The organism is Coprobacter secundus subsp. similis, from assembly GCF_015097275.1.
Lineage (GTDB): Bacteria > Bacteroidota > Bacteroidia > Bacteroidales > Coprobacteraceae > Coprobacter > Coprobacter secundus.
In genome coordinates this window covers 2,033,734-2,055,534 of the sequence record NZ_AP023322.1, presented here as the reverse complement: position 1 = coordinate 2,055,534, position 21,801 = coordinate 2,033,734, and the positions used below count along the sequence as shown (strand labels likewise).

The window sequence follows — 21,801 nt, the reverse complement described above, 5'->3', positions numbered from 1 at the left end:
TTGATTTTTTGAGAATAGGTCTTTATTTTGAAAATTTCAGAGATTGTTTCTGCGTGTTTAATATATAGATACCTTTAGGGAAATTGTTTAATTCGATTCTTGACTCATATGTATCTAACATATGTTTTCCTGTTATGTCGAAAATTGAAACAATATTTTCGGGTAATTTATTTCGAATAATCAATGTATTTCCTTTTATTATGATATCAATAAGATTATTGCTAACAGTTGATATTCCGGTAGTCGATTCTGAAAATATTTTGGCTAATTCTTCTGGTAAAGTTTTTGGTTGATTTTCTGTGTTCATTCCGGATAAGATAGGAAGTGGATATTTTTCATTGCTCATGTTCCATATGCTGATAAAATTCCACTCCAAATTGAGATATGAATCTTCCTTTTTTAAGTCGGATGCAGTTGAGTTCAATCCATCTTTTCCGGAAGCATTACTTTCGGCATTAAGAGTTTCAGTTCCTCTTATTAGTTTTATGTCAGAAAGAGCTCTGTTATTCCTGATAGTAGCATTGACAGTCCCGTCTTTAATCCATCCGGCAATACGTCCGATTCTTGTTTGTGCGGTTTCTGATGTAGCTTCGAAAGATATAGAGGGATTTATTGCTACGCAATTTTCGATCGTAATTGTTGCACTGATGCTTGTTCCTGGACCTCCTACAATACCCAATAGACCTCCAATATTGTATCCTTCTCCTGTAGCATTGATTTTACTTGTACTATAGCAATTTCGTATAACAAACTCTGCTTTATTCCATAAATATCCAGCGATTCCACCTGCTCCTTCAGTATTGATGGATATATTTCCTGAACTGTAACAATCAGATATAATTACATTACCTTTATAACTATAGCCTAAAATACCACCACAGCTTTTTTCACCAATAATGCAGGCATCAGCATAACAATTTTTGATTTCGGCATTGGCATTTTCTTTTATTCTCCCTACTATGGCACCAATACTTTCTTTTCCAGAGATTCCTTTATCCGAAGTTTTTACTCCTAAATTTTTGATGATAGCATTACCCCCGATATATGAGAATAGACCTATTTCATTTGTTGCTGGCATATCAATCCAGAGCCCTGTTATCGCAAATCCGTTACCGTCTAGTGTCCCGGTGAAAGGTTCAGCCAATGAACATAAAGGTATCCATCCCGTCTCCGGACTATTGGCATATATCCATTCTGTTAAATCAATGTTCCCGGAGAGTTTGTAATGAGCATTAGGAAAAATTCCTATGTTATGTAACTGGGTCGCTGTTTTTATAATATATGGAGACGCTTCAGAACCATCACCACCCTCAAATTCAATTTTAGGTGTATTGAGTAAGTTATTTAATTCGTCAGACAATTTTATGGGTTGTTCATCTGTTGACAGTTGGCTTAAAATGGGAAATGAATACTCTTTATTGGGCATTGTCCAGATATTAGTAAAGTCCCATCCCAATTGTAAATATACAGTTTGTTCAATCAATTCATGTATATTTTGGGTTGTTCCGTCGTTTTCTATTGTGTTATTTTCAGGTTTGATATTAGTGCCATCTTTAATAAGTTTGGTTTCTTTTAGAGCTATATTGTTTTCTATAGTTCCTGTAGTATTTTTTTTTACTAATCTTCCAATAATGTGTCCAATAGAATTTTCAGTACTGGAACTGCTTATTTGCAGAAGAGGATTAATTGCTACGCAGTTTTTGAGAGTTATATGGGCAGCCTTATTGACAGACGGTCCACCTATAGTACCTACAATACCACCGACACAATCAGCATTCTCAGAAATAATATTGGCTGTTGTATAGCAATTTTGTATGATAAAATCTGCTTTATTCCATAACTGCCCAGCTATACCACCGGCATTACTATTTTTGGCGGTTACTTGTCCAGAGACATAACAATTGGATATAGTTACTCCGCCAGTATAACTATATCCTAAAATACCTCCGCTGTTTGTTGTCCCTTTTACGTGTACATCTGCAAAGCAGTTATTGATTAGAATATCAGTTGCATTATTGGATATACGGCCTACAATTCCTCCAACATCCGACCCTCCGATAATGCCTTGGGCTGTTGTTTTTAGAATGAGGTTTTTAATGACAGCATTTGTTCCTACCCAGGAGAAAAGTCCACCTATGTGGCTATCGGTTGGCCGGTTAAACCAAAGCCCGGTAATGGCATATCCTGCACCATCTAGCTGACCAGTGAAAGGCATAGATTCATCTGGACACAGAGATTCCCACCCTTTTTCAGGATTGTTGGTATTTATCCATTCTGTTAAATCAATATTATTTCCTAATTGAAAATAAGCATCTCGATATAAAGTAATGTTTTGTATCTGTTCTGCTGTCTGAATAATATACGGGGAGCTGATTGTTCCTTCTCCACTCGTGAATTTGTCAGATATCGCTTGGGAAGGGAGAACTGACGATAAAACAAGAATAACAGATAAAAACTTTGTTTTCGAAAATAGATAAAATGCTTTTCTCATATAATATTGATGGTTAAATGTATACAGCAAATATAGAGCTTGTTAAATACCTAAAAAAGTACTTTATTATCTAATTCTTGTACTTATCGGACTATGAATGGTATATTTTAAATTAAGATATATGATGTTTATATACATACAAAGCGCAGAGATTTTAATCCCTGCGCTTTGTATATTAAGTTTATTTAGTTTTATTGAACGCCTCCGATAATTCCTTTATCAGAATGTTCGATAAAATCCAAGATGTATTGAATCTCTGGAGACATAGGTACCATTTCTCTTATATTGCGGAGAGCGTTTTCTAAACTGGTTCCACATTGATATATTTGACGATAGGCTTTTGCTATATTATCTAAAATGTCATTAGGAATATTTCCCTTTTTTGATAAAAGAACAGCATTGATTCCATAATAACTGATTGGATTATGAGCAGCGACAATATATGGGGGTACGTTTTTATTTGCTCGACAACCATCTCTGACTAATGTCCAACCGCCTACGTGGCAACCATGTTTGAGGATAACTCCGCTACCTAAGATTGCTTTATCATCAAGGGTACAGTTTCCTGCAGTTTTTGTTCCGTTACCCAAAATACAAAAATTTCCGATTTGAGTATCATGGGCTATGTGAACACCCTCTAAAATGAAATTTCCATTTCCAACAGTGGTGGAATTCCCTTTAAATGTTGCTCGGTTGATAATTGCTTTTTCTCGGATTACATTATCATTGCCGATTTCTACAAAAGTTTCATCTCCTTTAAATTGAAAGTCCTGAGGAGTTGCACCGATGATTGCAGCTTGGTACACCATATTGTTACTTCCCATATGGGTTCCTGACAGGATACTTGCATAAGGCATAATTGTACAGTTGTCTCCGATTTCGACATTTTCATCGATGTACGCAAAAGGGTGGATGGTGACATCTTTCCCAATTTTTGCCTTCGGATTTACATAGGCCAATGGACTAATCATAATTTTACTAATTTAAGGTTCATAACTTATCGTCCTCCACCTAATGCATGATAGAGATTAACTATCGCTTGCATACGCTGGAAACTATCGGATACCTGTGAAAGTTGTGCACTTAGTAACGATTGTTGAGCTGTAAGTACTTCGAGGTATGTCGATGTCCCTAAAGTTAACAATTGTTGTGTATATTCAACCGATTTTTCTAAAGAATTTATTTGTTTCTCGCGTTGAATACTCTTTTCTTTTGCAGATTCATAGGAAGTTAAAGCATTGCTAACTTCACTTCCTGCATTTAGAATTGCCTGTTCAAAACTAAGTTTTGCACTTTCTTGTTGAGCTTTAGCTATTTTTAGTTGAGCAATATTGGCTCCACGGTAAAAAAGTGGTTGTGTGAGAGAACCTAAAGCTGACAAAATCATTTTTCCTGGATTGACTATCATATTTCCAGCTTGATTTGTCCATCCTAATGTCCCGGAAATGGAAATTTGCGGATAAAAATTTGCACGGGCTTCATTTGTTCCGTAGTAAGCCATAGCAAGTGCCATTTCTGCGGCTTTTACATCCGGCCGGTTTGCCAATAATTGTGCAGGAATTCCCGCATTTAAAACTTCAGGGAAATTTTGGTCATCGATAGAACCCCTTTCTATTTTTTGAGGAGCCTGTTTTAGAAGCAAAGACAAAGCGTTTTCTGCTTCTTTTATTTGTTGTTTTATGTCCGGGATTGAAGCTTTGACCATATAACTGTTTGCTTCACTTTGTACAATTGCAGCTTCATTAACCATTCCGGCTTCTTTCATTGCCCGCATGGTTTCTAAGCTTTTATCCCAGATTACCGATGTTTCTTCTGTGATAGATAGCTGTTTGTCCAGCATCAGTAAGGTATAGTAATAATTTGCGATAGCAGATATTACTTGCGTTTGTACTGCTTGTTTATAAGCCTCACTTTGTAGTAAAGCAACTTTTGCTTTGCGTTTTGAGTTAAGCAATTTCCCGAATAAGTCTATTTCCCAACTGGCTGCGACCGGAGCAGACCATGTCCATGTTGGATTTGATTTGTTAAAGCTACTAACTCCTCCCTGTGGTGATAAAACCAAGGAGGGAGCATAAGCCATACGAGCACTCATAAAACTTGCTTCTGCTTGTTTTACATTTAACATGGCACTCTGTAAATCCGTATTTTGATCTAAGCCTAATTGTATAATTTCTTGTAACTTGGGATCGGTGAATACTTCTTTCCACGGCAGATTACCCATATTAGTCGTATCCGAAGTAAGTGTGTCATTTACAGAGAGAGGATCTCGGTAAAGACCTTTTGTATCAATTTCGGGCCGATCATAGGATTTGTATATGTGGCAGCTACTCATCAAAGCTGCCAGACATACGGTATATAAAATTTGTTTCTTCATTCTTTTTATCTTTAAAAACCGTTTCTGTACAAATTCTTACTTACTTATATATTGTTCGATATCGGCTTCCAGCTCTGTATTGTCCAAATCTTTCCATTCCATCGGTTTGAATTTTTCTTGTAGCGTTTGGAATGCAACAAATAGTGTAGGAACTATGAATATCTGGCAAATCATACCGATTAGCATACCTCCGATAGCTCCGGTACCTAGAGTACTGTTACCATTTGCTCCGACACCATGAGCGAACATCATGGGTAGTAATCCAATAACCATAGCTAATGAAGTCATCAATATAGGACGTAAACGGGCAGAAGCCCCGAGAACTGCAGCAGAAACAATACTCATTCCTGTTTGTCTCCGTTCGAGTGCAAATTCGACAATAAGGATAGCATTTTTAGCTAAAAGACCAATTAACATAATCAATGCAATTTGCATGTAGATATTGTTTTCTACTCCCATAAATTGGGCAAAAATGAAACTTCCCATTAACCCAAATGGTACAGAAAGTATAACGGCCAATGGTAAGATGTAACTTTCGTATTGTGCACTTAATAACAGATATACGAATACGAAGCATAGTACGAATATCAAATATGTAGTACTACCACTTGTACTTTGCTCTTCTCGTGTCATACCAGAATATTCGTATCCATATCCAGAAGGTAGAGTTTCTTTAGCAACCTCTTCAATTGCTTGGATAGCTTGTCCTGAACTATATCCCGGTGCAGGAGAACCATTAACTGTCATAGATGTAAACATGTTAAATCGTTTGATGTTGTCCGGTCCATATACTTTACGCAATGTTATGAACTGGGTAATCGGGGCCATTTCGTTTCCATTACGGATCATAATCTGATTCAGTGTTTCAGGACTTACACGAAAATTAGCATCAGCCTGTATCATAACTCGGTATAGCTTACCAAAACGATTAAAGTTTGATGCGTATAGTCCACCATAGTATCCTTGTAATGCAGATAATAGTGTACTAGGGCTGATTCCAGCTTGTTTACATTTTGCCGCATCGATATCTACCATGTACTGTGGATAGTTTGGATTAAATGACGTTTGTGCCGCTGCAATTTCAGGACGTTCGTTTAATTTTGCCAAGAAACCTTGGGCAACAGAATAGAAACGGTCCAAGTCTCCACCCGTTTTGTCTTGTAAGTTAAATTCGAAACCATTGGTTACACTATATCCAGGTATCATAGGAGGAGCAAATACCAGAACGCGGGCATCTTTTATCAAGTTCATGGCTTGCATATAGAGCATACCTGTAACTGACGTTACATCTTGCCCTTTGCCTCGTTCGTCCCACGACTTAAGCTTACAAATAAATGTCCCATATGAACTTCCTTGACCTGAGATAAAGCTATAACCTGCAATTTCTGTACGACTTTTAACAGCGGGATTAGCAGCAATTAGACTGTCTATTTTTGCCAATGCTGCTTGAGTCCTTTCGAGTGAAGTTGCCGGAGGCATATCGACTACAACAAAGAATGTTCCTGTATCTTCATTGGGTACGAGTCCAGTAGGTGTTGCTTTCATCAATGCGACAAGTATTACAATACTGGCAATTACAGCTCCAAATCCTAACCATTTTTTATTAATGAAAATCATGATACCCTTTTTATATTTTTCAAGGGTTATATCGTAAGCTGTATTAAATGCAGTATGGAACCTTTTCATTAGACTCATTTTGACTTTTTTCCCTTCTTCATCTTTTTGATGAGGCTTTAGGAATAAGGCACAAAGAGCAGGACTCAAAGTCAATGCATTAATAGCCGAAAGTCCAATGGATATAGCCATCGTTAATCCAAATTGGCGGAAGAATGTTCCAGATGTTCCCGGCATAAAACTTACTGGGATGAATACGGACATCATCACTAATGTAATGGATACGATAGCACCGGATATTTCATTCATGGCATCGATAGATGCTTTGACAGGAGACTTGTAACCTTGGTCGAGCTTTGCATGTACTGCTTCGACGACGACTATCGCGTCGTCGACGACTATCGCAATTGCTAGCACAAGTGCACAGAGAGTCAATAAGTTCAGACTGAATCCAATAAGTGACAGAATACAGAAGGTACCTATCAATGCTACAGGTATGGCAATAGCTGGTATTAATGTGGAACGGAAATCTTGTAAGAAAATAAATACTACAAGGAATACTAAAATAAAAGCCTCGATCAATGTTTTTAATACTTCATGAATAGATGCATATAAGAAATCGTTGGCATTCAGTAACACATCATATTTTACTCCAGGAGGAAAATCTTTAGATGAATCTTCAAGGATTTTACTGATATTATTGATAATCTCTGTAGCGTTCGACCCTGCGGTCTGGAATATCATAGCCGTAACTCCTGGATGTCCATTGGTCCGAGTTCCGAAACCATATGTCAAACCTCCTAATTCAATACGTGCGACATCTTTTAGACGTAAAACTTCTCCGCTTTCCGTAGCTCGTATTACGATATCTTCAAATTCTTCGGGTGTTTCTAATCGGCCTTTATATCTCATGATATATTGGAAAGATTGATCTCCACTTTCTCCAAATTGACCGGGAGCAGCTTCGATGTTCTGTTCGGCAAGGGCTGCGGAAATATCGCTTGGCATCAATTTATATTGGGCCATCACATCTGGTTTCAGCCAGATACGCATGGAGTAATCAGCTCCCATTACCATTGCATCACCTACACCGGCAACACGTTGAATTTGAGGGATAAGATTGATTTTTACATAATTTTGCAGAAAAGTTTCGTCGTATCGGTTATCAGAACTGAAAACGGAGATACCCATCAACATACTGGTTTGCCGTTTACTGGTAATCACTCCGACTTGAGTTACTTCTGCCGGTAAAAATCCTTGGGCTTTAGCTACACGGTTCTGCACATTGACTGCAGCCATGTCAGGATCAGTCCCTTGCTTGAAATATACTTGAATGGATGCTTCTCCATTATTTGAGGCTGTAGAAGTCATGTACATCATGTTTTCTACGCCGTTTATTTGTTCTTCCAAAGGAGCGATAACACTGTTCAATACAGTTTGGGCATTGGCTCCCGTATAGCTAGTACTTACTTGTACTGTGGGAGGAGCGATATCCGGGTATTGGGTTACGGGTAATGATACTAATCCCAATATTCCTAAAATAACGATTAAAATAGAAATAACCGTTGATAATACCGGCCGCTTTATAAATCTGTCTAATTTCATAATTTTTTGTATTTAATACGGATTGATTTTTCCGTTTGATAAAATGATAGACGATAAATCCTTATTTTTTAGCTGCGCCCATAGCTGATGCTTGTTGCGCTGCATGCTGAATTTTAGCCGCGGATTCTTCAGGGGTGATAGGCTTGATAGTCATGCCGTCTTTTACGGTAGTTCCTATACCTTCAACCACTATTCGGTCTCCGGCTTTTAATCCGGAGGTTACGACATATTGTTGTCCGTTATTAATAGGAAGGATCTCAATCCCTACGATTTTTACGACAGAGCTATCATTTACTACAAAAGCATATTTTTTATCTTGTATTTCGTATGTTGCCTTTTGTGGAATTACGATTGCGGAATCATTTTTGACAGGAACCAATATATTTCCTGAGCCACCACTGCGCAATACTCTTTCTGGATTTAAAAATGTGGCACGAATGCTTGCTGCTCCAGTTGTTTGATCGATAACTCCACTTAATGTTTCGATTTTTCCTTTTTCTGAATAGATGCTACCGTCTGCTAATTGTAGCTCTACTTCAGGCATTTGAGATAAAGCTCCTTTTCCTTGGCGAGTAAGCTCTAAAATTTGTTTTTCATTCATTGAAAAGTAGACAAACATTTTAGAAAAATCAGATACAACTGTTAAAGGGGTTGCTGATGATGGACTTACCAAACTTCCAACACGGAAAGGTATATTTCCTACAATTCCGTCTGATGGGCTTGTAACTTGGGTATAAGAAAGGTTGTTTCTTGCGTTGATCAGTTGTGCCTGGGCTTGAGCTAATGTAGCTTTTTGAGTTGCCAACTGATTTTCTGCCATTTGTAAATCGTAATCACTAATGATATTTTTCTTTGCAAGTTCTTTTTTATTTTTGACGGTAAGTTCATTTGTAGCTACATTTGCTTCGGCTACTTTTACTGCCGCTTCAGCTACTTTTACTGCCTCTTGATATTGAATAGGGTCAATGACGAATAAAAGTTGTCCTTTCCGTACTAATGCACCTTCATCTACACATAATTTAGTGATGAATCCACTTACATTTGGGCGAATTTCGATATCCTGGCAACCTTTTATTGTTGCGGGATAACTGTTGTTTAGCTCTATGGCAGTTGGTTTGAGTGTAACAACTGCATACTCTTGAGCTGCATTAGGTAAAGTTTGTCCTTTTTTGCCACAGGCAAAAAGAGAGAGAGACAAAGCGATTAAAATTACTCTTTGAGATTGAATAATCATAGATTTGCTAATTTTCATTGTCTGCTTGTTTTGATGTTATCTTCTATTGATATAATTATTATTTTGAAAACCTATTAGGTCTATCCATCACGGATAAAAATGTATGCAAAATTACCCTGATTCTTATTACTATTTTTTGATATTTATCAAAAAAACGTGGGTCATAATAATAAAGGTGGTTAAAAGATATTTTTGTTAAATTGTTTATTAAATAAAAAAAAAGTTTATGTATCTTTTTAAATGTTATAACTTTTGTCAGCACGAATTCGGCTGAGAGTTTCCGGAGTAATGCCTAAAAACGAAGCTATGTGTCCTAAGGTTGCTTTTTGTAAAAGTTTTGGATATTTAGAAAGTAACCATTCGTAACGTTCTTTTGCAGTTTTGCATTGCAAATTTATAATTCTTTCTTCTAAAAAAGTGTTATAACGATATAAAATGGTTAATGAAAATCTAGCAAATTGAGGGTAGTCTTTACAAAGCTCATCAAAAGGGAACATTTTTAAAGAGAAGGCTTCTGTATCTTCGAGAAATTCTATAATTTCAGGATAGTCTTTTTTTGTTAATTTAGAACGAACGGATATGAGTAGGTTCGTTTCAAAGGCAAATGAAAAAGTAATATCTTTCCCATCTTTTAAATAAAAGCTACGGCATCCGCCTTTTTTGATATAATATATTTGTTCATCAAATTCAGAAGGATTCACCCATATTTCTCCTTTTTTGAAATGCTGAGGAACTATTTGTGTCTTCAAAAATTCTGTTTGAAGTGAGGATAATTGGAGGTTATCTTGTAAATAATTGATAAATTCCTGCATTTTTATTCGTTTTTGAGAACGAACAAATGTAGTGAAATATGCTAAATTGTAATAAATTCAATGCATAATTTTTGTGCTTTTTCAGAAATAATTTTTGTCTGTAAACTTTTTTTGTCAATTAGAGATAGCAATCATATCAGGAATGAATTGTTTTTTTAAAGGGTCGTAACCAAACCAATATTTATTTTGGGGAGTGGGTAACATGTAAAGTTTCATATTTTTATGATATTTGCCTTGTATTATTTCCCAGTTATTAGGAGGAGTTTGTCCTTTGGTTTTTATGTTTTCGGCAGGTTCTTTTTTTAAGGACATTCCGGCTTTTATCCAGGCGAGCGCTACGTCGAATATATAAGATGGGTATTCTTTTTTACAGAAATCATAAAGTAATAATCCTCTTTTTTCGATACTTAGGGGTTTGTCTATAACATCTGATTTTATAAGGTATTTGAGAAAGTGTAGAATAAAATTTTTCTCAGATATTATTAATTTTCTTGTAATATCTTTCCATACATGAGTATTATAATATCCATCGAGTAGACGAGAAATAAGTCTGGCCTGTTGTAACTCTTCAATAGACATTGATGCCGTTTCTAAAACTTCGTATGGTGGAAGAGGCGAGTAATGGATGTTTAATTCTTCAGCTCTGCGACGCATTTCTGTTCCTGGTAATAATTTTAGTGACTCGAGTTGAATTTCTCCTGCTCCGAATTGTGCTAAAGTATAAATGTCACTTATGACTTGTTCAAAGTGATATAGTGGTAGTCCCGCTATTAGGTCTGCATGGGTTTCCATATTAGGTAGATTGCAAAGAAATTGTAACCCGTCGAGGGAATTTTTTAAATTTCCTTTTCTACGGCAACAGTCTAGTACCTCCTCGTGTAAGCTTTGAATTCCCGCTTCCAAGTGTAAAATTCCTTTAGGCATGCTTTTTAACGTGTTTTTAGCTTCTGCATTTAGTAGTCCAGGGTGTATTTCTAAGTGGAAACGAATAGAATCTTCAAATTCAGAGAAGAGAGCTAAAAGTTCTTTTGCTCTAGCTGTGTTATAATTGAATGTGCGGTCAAGGATTCTGACATTTTGTATTCCGTGAGATTTTATGTTTTGTAATCTCGTACGTATTGTATCTACAGGCAGTGCCCTTACAGGTTTTTCTCCTCCGCTGACACAAAAAGCACATGTATTGAAACATCCTCTTGTTGTTTCTAATTGAACAAATGGCTTTTCCCAATTGAAAAAACGGCTGGATTCAGGGTATTTTAATTTGTCAAATTGTAAAACTCGGGCTGTGCCATTGTCATGATATTTTTGAGAGTTGTCGAAATAGCATAATCCTGTTATAGTACTCCATTGGGTCTGTTTGTTCCAAATATCAATCCATTTAGGGAAATATTCTTCTCCTTCTCCTCTGAATACACAATTGATATATGCATGTGTAGAAAGAAAGTCGTAATTGTCTCCTAAAAATTCGGGACCACCAAGTATAACGATAGTTTCGGGGTAAATTGCTTTCAGGCGGGATATAACATGGAGCAAAAACTCTCGGTTAAAGAGCCATGCTGTGGCAGCGATGACATCTGGTTTGTATTTTGCTGCGTTTTTTACTACCATTCCAATATTTTCGTTGATAGTTGCAGATATAACTGACCATTCAATGGACTCTTCGTTTTGCATTTGGGCATGTAGTGCAGGTAATGCTAAGGATGCATGGGCATAAGAGCTATTTAAGTCTATCCAAAGTAATTTCATAAATATCTGGTATTTTTTGTGCAAAGATATAAAGATAATATAAACGGGAGTGAAAGCAAATCGATTGGTTTACGTTGAATGTATACTCATGATAGTAAGAATGTAAAACCTCATAGCTAAAATATGGACTAAACTATTTAATGGAAAATACTGTTATAAAATGAAAAACTTATTTTGTTATATATGAAAACTATTATTTATTGGATACTTTTGTCCTTGATATTTATTGGAAGTTGCCATCGAAAAAAGATGCCGTATACAGATTATAGCGATTATCCATCATATTGGGGAGATGATTTGGGGATGAAAGTTTCTGATAATGAAACAAATTTTGCTTTATGGTCTCCGGCCGCGGAGGAGGTGGAATTACGAATATATGATAATGGTGAGACTGGAGAGCCTGAACAAATAATAAAAATGACTCGAAAATCGGGCAAAGACCCATGGAGAGCTACCTTAAAGGGACAACTTTATGGAAAATTTTATACTTTTAAGATAAAGGAAAATGGTAAGTGGTTGGCTGAAACTCCTGGTATATGGAATAAAGCCGTAGGTGTGAATGGTAAAAGGGCGGCTATTATAGATATGGCAGCTACAAATCCAGAAGGTTGGGAAAATGACCAAAGACCGGCATTAAATAGTTTTAATGATATTATTCTTTATGAAATGCATCATAGGGATTTTTCTATCGATTCTACGTCTGGTATCCAAAATCGTGGAAAATTTTTAGCATTGACTGAAGAAGGAACGAAAAGCCCTTTGGGAGAGATGACTGGAATAGACCATCTGAAAGATTTAGGGGTAACCCACGTTCATATATTGCCTTCATATGATTTTGGTTCTATAGATGAACGCAAATTAGATGAAAATATGTATAATTGGGGATATGATCCTCAAAATTATAATGTACCAGAAGGTTCATATTCAACAGATCCTTATACTCCGGAGACTCGTATACGAGAAATGAAAAAAATGATACAGTCTTTACATAAAAATGGAATACGGGTAGTTATGGACGTAGTATATAATCATACATATAAAAATGATGAATCGAATTTTAGTTTGACTGTTCCAGGCTACTTTTATCGACATAATCCAGACGGGGGTTATTCCGATGCAGCTCATTGTGGAAACGAAACGGCCTCAGAACGTGAAATGGTGAGACAGTATATTGTAGAATCAGTTAAATATTGGGCAAAGGAGTTCCATGTAGATGGTTTTCGTTTTGATTTAATGGGGATACATGATTTGGAAACAATGAATCAGGTACGGAAAGCGTTAGATGAAATTGATCCAACGATTTTTATATATGGTGAAGGTTGGACGGCTGGACCATCTCCTTATCCAGAAGAAAAGAGGGCTTTGAAAAAAAATGCTGCACAGATGCCAGGAATTGCTGTTTTTAATGATGATATACGAGATGGTATAAAGGGGAGCTTCAAAGATGATGCAATGAGAGGATTTGCAACGGGAGATACTGCTTTGGATGAGAGTGTTAAGTTTGGAATTGTCGCTGCAACGTTTCATCCTCAAATAAATTATGGGAAAGTGAATTATTCTTCAGCACCTTATTCTGTTTATCCGTATCAGTCTATAAATTATGTATCGAGTCATGATGACTTGAATTTGGTTGATAAATTACGAGTTTCTAATCCAGATGCTTCGCAAGATGACTTATTGAAATACGATAAGTTGGCCCAAACGATTGTGTTTACTTCTCAAGGTGTACCTTTTATGTTTAATGGAGAAGAAGTTTTCCGTTCTAAAAAAGGAATACATAATTCATTCCAGTCTCCGGATTCTATCAATAAAATAGATTGGACCAATAAGAGTATATATAAAGATTTATATACCTATTATAAAGCCCTTATTTCTTTGAGAAAAAATCATCCAGCATTTCGGATGCAACGTACTAAAGATATACAAGAAAAACTGCATTTTTTAGATACGGGGCAAAATGGAGTGGTTGCTTATACTCTGGGTGATTATGCAAATGGCGATTTGTGGAAAGAAATTTTGGTGGTGTTTAATGGAAATAAAATGGATAAGCAAATAGAAATACCAAAAGAGGAGTGGATTATAGTTGGGAAGGATGGAAAGATTGATGAAGATGGTATAGGAAAAATGTCTGGTGGAAAAATTTTAGTTCCAGGCTCTTCAGCCTTAATTCTTTATCATAATTAAATGTACAGAAATAGATGTTTGTGTATTCTGATTTTTAAATAAAGAGTTAAAATATTCGGCTATATATTTTAATTTTCGATGATAATCTCTATATTTGTGTAGAATTTGATATAAAATGTCCGATAATCCAAAATTGTTATTGGTTACTTTAGGCGCAAAAATCAGAGAATTGATGAGGCGTCATGAGGAGCTGAAAGAAAGAGCGGAAGCGATGCAAATGCATATAGCAGAACAGTCTGAAGAAATATCGGCTTTACGGAAGGAATTAGAGGAGATGAATATCAAATACCAGAACCTGAAGACGGCAAAAGGACTTGCATTTGGAGATAGTGATGTTCGTGAAGCTCGAAACAGGTTCAACAAATTAGTGCGGGAAATCGATAAGTGCATCTCTTTATTAAATGAATAGATGCTATGAACGATAAGTTAAAAATTAATTTGATAATAGCCGGGAGTTCGCATACTCTTTTTATAAAACCAGAGGAAGAAGAGCTTATCAGGAAAGCGGCAAAATTGATAGAGATAAAACTTGCTAATTATACAGGGCGTTTAGGCGCGGATAAAACGAAAACCCAACAGGATTTTCTGAGTATGACGGCATTGGAATTATCATATGCATATCTGAAAATGAAAGAATCACGGGATGTGGATATGTTAGCCCAATCAATTAAGGAGCTGGATGAGGACTTAGGAGGCTATTTGAAAAACGATTAATAAAATATAAATATTGAAATTTCCTGCACTGCATCAAGGTGTCATAACCTTGTTTGTAGTGCTTTTTTATAATAATTAAATACGAACAGATGGAATACATACTATTAATTGGGATCGGTATTGGTTGTTTGTTGTTAGGTGGCGGTTTGGTTTACGTTATCTACAAAACCTTACTGAAATCCAGGGTAAAATCAATTATTGAGGAGGCCGATAAAGAGGCTGAAGTTATAAAGAAAAATAAGATGCTTGAAGTGAAAGAAAAATTTCTTCACTTGAAGGCTGATATGGAAAAACAAGCTAATGCTCGTAATGCTAAATTGCAGTCGGCTGAAGCTAAAGCAAAACAACGAGAATTGCAGTTAAATCAACAGCAGCAGGAATTACAGCGTAAAAAAGCTGAGGCTGATGCTATACGATCAAATTTGGATGCCCAACTTGAGGTAATTGAAAAGAAGAAACAGGAGTTGGAACGGTTGCATAAAACAGAGGTTGAGAAATTAGAGCATTTATCGGGTCTTTCTGCTGACGAGGCGAAAGAAAAATTAATAGAATCATTGAAAGAAGAAGCAAAGACTGAAGCTGCATCTTATATTAATGATATAATGGATGAAGCCAAGTTGACAGCTAATAAGGAAGCTAAACGGATTGTTATTCAGAGTATACAGCGAGTTGCTACAGAAACGGCGATAGAAAATTCAGTAACAGTGTTCCATATTGAATCGGATGAAATAAAAGGGCGTATTATAGGTCGTGAAGGGCGTAATATCCGGGCTCTTGAAGCGGCTACTGGTGTTGAGATAATTGTAGATGACACTCCGGAGGCTATTGTCCTTTCAGCTTTTGATCCTGTTCGGCGCGAGATTGCCCGTTTGGCGTTGCATCAGTTAGTTACCGATGGACGTATCCATCCTGCACGTATCGAAGAAGTTGTTACAAAAGTTAGGAAACAAATTGAGGAAGAAATTATAGAGACGGGAAAACGTACAGCAATAGATTTAGGAATTCATGGCCTGCATCCTGAATTGATTCGCTTAGTAGGTAAGATGAAATACCGTTCTTCTTATGGACAGAATTTATTGCAACATTCTCGGGAGACAGCTAATTTATGTGCAGTTATGGCGAGCGAACTTGGTTTGAATCCTAAAAAAGCGAAGCGTGCTGGATTATTACATGATATAGGAAAAGTCCCTGATGAGGAGCCGGAGTTGCCACATGCTTTATTAGGAATGAAATTAGCTGAAAAATACAAAGAGAAACCTGACATTTGTAATGCTATTGGAGCTCATCATGATGAAGTGGAAATGAGTAGTCTTATTGCTCCTTTAGTGCAAGTGTGTGATGCTATATCGGGTGCAAGACCTGGTGCTCGCCGAGAGATTGTTGAAGCTTATATAAAGAGATTAAATGACCTTGAACAATTGGCGCTTTCATACCCAGGAGTATTGAAAACATATGCAATACAGGCTGGCCGAGAATTAAGGGTAATTGTGGGGGCTGATAAAATTGATGATGCAGAGACTGAAAACCTGTCAACGGAAATAGCTAAACGGATTCAAGATGAAATGACTTATCCTGGTCAGGTTAAGATTACCGTTATACGGGAAACCCGTGCAGTAAGCTTTGCAAAATAAACGATATAAAGTATTGCCTTAAGGCATAATATAACGGCACAAACCACAGATGTCACTCAAAACTTTTTGTGTGGTCTGTGGTTTGTGTAATTAAAATATAATACAATGGACAATTCGTCAGATAATAATATAAGTAACCAGACTTCGAAAAAAAAATGTTGTTGTCGAGATCAGGCTAACAAGTTATATTGTTATGATTGGTTAGCTGATTTGCCGGAATCACATAATGATACGGAGATGGTGGAAGTGCAGTTTAAGAATACAAGAAAAGGATATTATAAAAATTCCACTCATATAAAGCTTGAAAAAGGAGATATTGTAGCTGTTGAAGCGAACCCTGGACATGATATTGGAGTTGTTACATTGACAGGCCGATTGGTTTTACTGCAGATGAAAAAGAATGGAGTGAAACTTGATAATCCAGATTTGAAGAGGATTTATCGGAAAGCGAAACCAAACGATTTGGAAAAATGTGAAGAAGCAAAGGCCAAAGAACATGATACAATGCTCCGAGCTCGTAAGATAGCAGAGGATTTGAATCTGAATATGAAGATTGGAGATGTAGAATATCAGGGGGATGGTAATAAAGCAATTTTTTATTATATTGCAGATGACCGGGTTGATTTTAGACAGTTGATAAAAGTATTGGCGGAAGTTTTTAAGGTTCGTATTGAGATGAAGCAAATCGGAGCTCGGCAGGAAGCTGGGAGGATAGGTGGAATAGGACCTTGTGGTCGTCAATTGTGTTGTTCCAGTTGGATGACGAGTTTTGTCTCTGTAGCTACGAGTGCAGCTCGTTATCAGGATATTTCATTAAATCCTCAAAAATTGGCAGGCCAATGTGCTAAGTTGAAGTGTTGTTTGAATTACGAGGTGGATGCTTATGTAGAAAGTCAGAAAAAATTACCGTCGAAGGAGATTCCTTTAGAGACAAAAGATGCAGTATATTATCATTTTAAAACAGATATTTTCAAACGTCAGATGACTTATTCCTCAAGTAAAGATATGGCGGCTAATTTGGTAACTTTGGATGCATCTCGGGTTTTTGAGATTATAGCTTTGAATAAGCGAGGTGTGCGGCCAGATAGTTTGGAAATAGAGACTAATAAAGAACCTATTCGTAAGGATTTTGAAGATGTTGTTGGTCAGGATAGCCTTACGCGTTTTGACAAGGCGAAAAAGAAATCGAATGGGAATAATAAACGGAGAAAGAAAACTTTCATAAAGAGAACGAATGCGAATGGTGAAGGAGGAAATGGCAATCAACCGAAGCCTGTGCGAAAACCTGTGAATGATCAATCGAAACAGAATCGTGAAAATAGCGGGGAATAGAATATTAATAAGTATTGTTTGGGTGGCTCTGTTATGTGCTTGTAGTGATAGTGGAGTCGTATATCATTCATTTAATCATCTTCCAGAGAGGGGATGGGATAAGAGGGAGATACAGAGATTTTCTCCTGAAATTGAAGATACTTTAAGTTTATACGATATAGATGTATCTCTGAGATATACCAATGATTATGCGTATAGCAATTTGTGGTTGTTTATTGTGTATACTGATGGAGAGGGGAAGCAACGTACTGATACGTTAGAGTGCCGTTTGGCTGATGTTTATGGAAAATGGTATGGCTCAGGTTGGGGACCTTCTTATCAGCAGGAAATTCCTTTTAAAAAGAGAGTTCACTTTTCTGTTCCTGGTAAATATCCGATACTTATACAGCAAGGCATGAGAGAAGATGTTATTCAGAATATTAAGGATGTCGGTGTAAAAGTAACACGAATACAGAATATAAAATGAAATAATGAAATATAACAAGATAATATCATGGAAATAAGTAAACGGGAGAATATTGGATGGATCGATTTGTTGCGGGTTGTGGCATGTTTTTTAGTTGTTTTTTCGCATTGTTGTGACCCTTTTGTGGCTCAATTCGACAATGATAGAAGCACATTTTTGACAGGTGTATTTTCTGGAAGTTTTGTTCGGGCTTGTGTACCTTTGTTTGTTATGATGTCTGGAGTATTATTATTTCCAGTACGAATAAGCATGGGAGATTTTTATAAGAAACGAATTGGTCGAATTCTTATTCCGCTTATTTTTTGGTCCGTTGTATTACCTTTATTGTATTACATTTATTTGAATTTTATTACAACTTCGCATAGTCCATTGATTGATCCTGAGAATTATGTTTTTGGTGCAACATTAACGAAAATATATACATTTATATTTAATTTTAATTATGATACTACTCCGTTATGGTATCTTTATATGCTGATAGGGCTTTATTTTATTATACCTGTATTGGATGTATGGTTAAAGCAAGCATCACGTCGAGATATAAAGCTTTTTTTATATGTTTGGGGTATTTCATTGTTATTACCTTATATCAAAATGGCTGCTCCGTTATTGGGATATACTGGTAATTTTGGAAATATGGGAATATTGGGAATTTGTGATTGGAACGATTATGGTACGTTTTATTATGTATCAGGGTTTATCGGTTATTTAGTATTGGCATATTATTTGGTGAAATATCCGTTAGATTGGAGTTGGAAGAAAATGTTATGCATTACTCTGCCGATGTTTTTTGTCGGATATTTAATTACTTCTTTGGGTTATGTTTTGACTCAGAAGTATTTTCCGGGGAATTATGCTTATCTTGAAATAGTTTGGTATTTTGCAGGTATCAATGTATTTATGATGACTTTTCCGGTTTTCGTTATAATACAAAAAATGAACATTCCATCGGTTGTTTGGTTATCGCGTTTAGCATCATATACTTTTGGCATATATTTATGTCACTTTGTTTTTGTACAAGTTGCATATGATTTTTTGACGTCGGTGGTTTCTTTGCCGACATTTCTCTATATCATTATTATGGCGATATTGGCTTTTGTAGTCAGCAGCTTTATTGTGTGGATAATGAGGCAGTTTAGAGTTACTCGTCGTATGGTAATGTAGAAGTCAAAGTATAAGTGCAATAGTTATGTATAATTTAAGACAAATTGTTGAAAGTGTAAATTGTAAATTCATTAGGAATGTCTAAATAAGTTTTATAGTAATGGATAGTTTATTGCCTTTTGCATTATTGTGTTTTACTTCTTTCTTTACATTGGTAAATCCGTTGGGTACTATGCCTGTATTTCTGTCAATGACTGAGGGATGCAGCAACCGGGAAAGGAAGGCAATCGTAATGAAAGCTACGCTTGTTTCGTTTGTTATATTATTGGCTTTTACAGTATGTGGCCGTTTCCTTTTTCAATTTTTTGGTATTTCTACCAATGGTTTCAGGATAGCAGGAGGCGTTATTATTTTTAAAATTGGCTATGATATGCTTCAGGCCCAGTATACACATATAAAGCTGAATGAGAAAGAAATGAAATCATTTGTTGATGATATATCCATTACTCCATTAGCCATACCGATGCTTTGTGGCCCGGGGGCTATAGCCAATGGTATTGTTCTTATGGAAGATGCTCAGAATTATATATATAAAATCGTTTTGATCGGGGTACTTGCATTGGTCTTTCTGATAACTTATTGGATACTTAGGACATCACCTCGGCTTTTCCGGTTTTTAGGAGAGACGGGTAATAATGTAATGATGAGACTGATGGGACTTATTTTGATGGTGATTGCTGTAGAATGTTTTGTTAGTGGTGTACGACCTATATTAATAGATATTTTTCGGGAAGGAATTATGAAATAAATCTTCAAGACGTTATCATGAATCGTACTCTTGTAAAAATAGGAAAGAGATTATTATAGATAGGAAAGTTATATTTTTGCAGAGTGTGGATGATGCAGTGTCGATGTTTGAATAATTTTAAGGGATGTATTTTAATATATAATCCAGAAAATATTTTGTTTGTAAATTATCATTTTTAATCAATAGGTTTTATCCCTATTGATTCAGCATATTCCAACATATATTTGTAAGCGGCATCACGTTCGTTAGGAATAATACCGTCAAGTATGGCTTCTTTAATAGAAGCTTTTATATCTCCTACCATACGACAGGGAGTTAAGTTGAAAATTCTCATAATTTCTTCCCCACTTATAGGTGGTTGCATATTTCGAATTCGATCTTTCTCTTCTATTTCTTTAAGCTTTTGGCGTACTATGGCGAAATTATCCAAAAAACGTTTGACTTTTTCTTTATTTTTTGAAGTTATGTCAGCTTCACATAACGTCATAAGGTCGTCTATGTCATCTCCTGCATCGAATAGTAACCGGCGAACTGCAGAGTCAGTAACTATATCTTCCGCTAAAATAATGGGGCGCATATGGAGTTCAACTAATCTTTGGACATATTTCATTTTTTCGTTAAGAGGGAGTTTCATTTTTCGGAAAATTCCTGGAATCATTTTCGCTCCGATGAAGTTGTGGTTATGAAATGTCCATCCTAATTTTTCATCGTAACGTTTAGTTACAGGCTTGGCTATATCATGGAATATTGCAGCCCATCTCAACCATAGATTATTGCTGTGAGCCGATAGATTATCAAGTACAGTTAATGTATGATAAAAGTTATCTTTATGCCCTCTCCCTCCACGAGTTTCTATTCCTTTAAGAGCGTCTAATTCAGGAAAGATCAATGGTAGAAGCCCACATTTATCAAGAAGAAGGAATCCTGTAGACGGGTGCTCTGACGATATAATTTTATTTAGCTCATCGATTATACGTTCTTTGGATATAATGTGTATACGTTCTTTGTTTCGGGATATAGCTTGAAAAGTATTATTTTCTATTGTAAATCCCAGTTGAGTTGCGAAGCGTATGGCCCGCATCATACGTAAAGGGTCGTCACTGAATGTAATATCTGAGTCAAGAGGAGTACGTATGATTTTGTCTTTTAAATCATTTATTCCGCCAAAAGGGTCGGTTAACTCGCCGAAATGGCTTTGATTTAAGCATATTGCCAGAGCGTTTATAGTGAAGTCTCGTCGGTTTTGGTCATCAGCAAGTGTTCCGTTTTCGACAATAGGTTTACGAGAATCTCGGTTGTATGATTCTCTGCGTGCACCGACAAACTCTACTTCTAAATTTTTATATTTAACCTGAGCTGTGCCGAAGTTTTTGAAAACAGAAAGATTGGCTTTTTTGCCTAACTTTTCGGTGAGTGCTGTAGCCAGTTCAATTCCACTACCTAAAGTGACGATATCGATATCTTTAGATTCTCTTTTTAAAAAAATATCTCTTACATATCCTCCTATAATGTAACAAGGCATATTCATTACATCCGCGGTTTCAGATATGAGGTGAAATATAGGATTTTTAAGATGTTTTTTTAAAAAAGCATTATCTGGCTGCATTATATTACTGACTTTTGTTTTCAGGGTGCAAAAGTACAGATTTTAATTGACGTACAAAATCTGTTTGATTATTTTTAATA

At 36.2% G+C, this 21,801-nt stretch carries 16 protein-coding genes; 8 read left to right on the top strand and 8 right to left on the bottom strand.

Annotation, left to right across the window (positions count from 1 at the left end; genetic code table 11):
* Positions 1-22: 22 nt before the first annotated feature.
* The 7 genes from Cop2CBH44_RS08125 to Cop2CBH44_RS08095 all read right to left on the bottom strand — a co-directional run bounded on the left by Cop2CBH44_RS08125 (position 23) and on the right by Cop2CBH44_RS08095 (position 11,876).
* Positions 23-2,491: a hypothetical protein gene (locus Cop2CBH44_RS08125; RefSeq protein ID WP_200755876.1), complete on the bottom strand. Its 2,469-nt coding sequence runs from the start codon at positions 2,489-2,491 to the stop codon at positions 23-25.
* A 191-nt stretch (positions 2,492-2,682) separates the two neighbouring features.
* The gene (gene lpxA / locus Cop2CBH44_RS08120; protein WP_021931989.1) at positions 2,683-3,462 is read right to left on the bottom strand and encodes an acyl-ACP--UDP-N-acetylglucosamine O-acyltransferase; all 780 of its coding nucleotides are present in this window, start codon (positions 3,460-3,462) and stop codon (positions 2,683-2,685) included.
* A gap of 26 nt (positions 3,463-3,488) precedes the next feature.
* Positions 3,489-4,865 carry a TolC family protein gene (locus tag Cop2CBH44_RS08115; RefSeq protein ID WP_021931990.1) on the bottom strand — a complete coding sequence of 459 codons (1,377 nt, stop codon included), beginning with the start codon at positions 4,863-4,865 and terminating at the stop codon, positions 3,489-3,491.
* Positions 4,866-4,901: 36 nt separating this feature from the next.
* Positions 4,902-8,084: an efflux RND transporter permease subunit gene (locus Cop2CBH44_RS08110; RefSeq protein ID WP_021931991.1), complete on the bottom strand. Its 3,183-nt coding sequence runs from the start codon at positions 8,082-8,084 to the stop codon at positions 4,902-4,904.
* A 61-nt stretch (positions 8,085-8,145) separates the two neighbouring features.
* A complete protein-coding gene (locus Cop2CBH44_RS08105; protein ID WP_021931992.1) occupies positions 8,146-9,336 on the bottom strand; it encodes an efflux RND transporter periplasmic adaptor subunit in 1,191 nt (396 codons plus the stop codon).
* A 218-nt stretch (positions 9,337-9,554) separates the two neighbouring features.
* On the bottom strand, positions 9,555-10,130 hold the full coding sequence (locus tag Cop2CBH44_RS08100; RefSeq protein ID WP_021931993.1) for a Crp/Fnr family transcriptional regulator: 576 nt from the start codon (positions 10,128-10,130) through the stop codon (positions 9,555-9,557).
* A gap of 114 nt (positions 10,131-10,244) precedes the next feature.
* Complete coding sequence (locus Cop2CBH44_RS08095; RefSeq protein ID WP_200755875.1) at positions 10,245-11,876, bottom strand: B12-binding domain-containing radical SAM protein; 1,632 nt, start codon at positions 11,874-11,876, stop codon at positions 10,245-10,247.
* A 183-nt stretch (positions 11,877-12,059) separates the two neighbouring features.
* Here Cop2CBH44_RS08095 and pulA point away from each other — a divergent pair, with 183 nt between their 5' ends.
* From pulA to Cop2CBH44_RS08055, 8 genes are all read left to right on the top strand, one after another.
* Positions 12,060-14,060, top strand: a complete 2,001-nt coding sequence (gene pulA, locus Cop2CBH44_RS08090; protein ID WP_021931995.1) for a type I pullulanase — start codon at positions 12,060-12,062, stop codon at positions 14,058-14,060.
* 115 nt (positions 14,061-14,175) lie between these two features.
* On the top strand, positions 14,176-14,469 hold the full coding sequence (locus Cop2CBH44_RS08085) for a coiled-coil domain-containing protein (protein ID WP_021931996.1): 294 nt from the start codon (positions 14,176-14,178) through the stop codon (positions 14,467-14,469).
* 5 nt (positions 14,470-14,474) lie between these two features.
* Entirely contained in the window at positions 14,475-14,774 is a 300-nt protein-coding gene (locus Cop2CBH44_RS08080; RefSeq protein ID WP_021931997.1) for a cell division protein ZapA, read from the top strand.
* Between the two features lie 89 nt (positions 14,775-14,863).
* Positions 14,864-16,405, top strand: a complete 1,542-nt coding sequence (gene rny / locus Cop2CBH44_RS08075; RefSeq protein ID WP_021931998.1) for a ribonuclease Y — start codon at positions 14,864-14,866, stop codon at positions 16,403-16,405.
* 105 nt (positions 16,406-16,510) lie between these two features.
* Positions 16,511-17,737 carry a PSP1 domain-containing protein gene (locus Cop2CBH44_RS08070; protein WP_021931999.1) on the top strand — a complete coding sequence of 409 codons (1,227 nt, stop codon included), beginning with the start codon at positions 16,511-16,513 and terminating at the stop codon, positions 17,735-17,737.
* A 22-nt stretch (positions 17,738-17,759) separates the two neighbouring features.
* A complete protein-coding gene (locus Cop2CBH44_RS08065) occupies positions 17,760-18,203 on the top strand; it encodes a gliding motility lipoprotein GldH (RefSeq protein WP_246469193.1) in 444 nt (147 codons plus the stop codon).
* Between the two features lie 27 nt (positions 18,204-18,230).
* Positions 18,231-19,367, top strand: coding sequence for an acyltransferase (locus Cop2CBH44_RS08060; protein WP_021932001.1), 1,137 nt, complete (start codon positions 18,231-18,233; stop codon positions 19,365-19,367).
* Positions 19,368-19,467: 100 nt separating this feature from the next.
* Positions 19,468-20,115 carry a MarC family protein gene (locus tag Cop2CBH44_RS08055; RefSeq protein WP_021932002.1) on the top strand — a complete coding sequence of 216 codons (648 nt, stop codon included), beginning with the start codon at positions 19,468-19,470 and terminating at the stop codon, positions 20,113-20,115.
* Between the two features lie 175 nt (positions 20,116-20,290).
* On the opposite strand, the gene Cop2CBH44_RS08050 is transcribed toward Cop2CBH44_RS08055, so the two are convergent.
* A complete protein-coding gene (locus tag Cop2CBH44_RS08050; RefSeq protein WP_021932003.1) occupies positions 20,291-21,721 on the bottom strand; it encodes a CCA tRNA nucleotidyltransferase in 1,431 nt (476 codons plus the stop codon).
* Positions 21,722-21,801 lie beyond the last annotated feature (80 nt).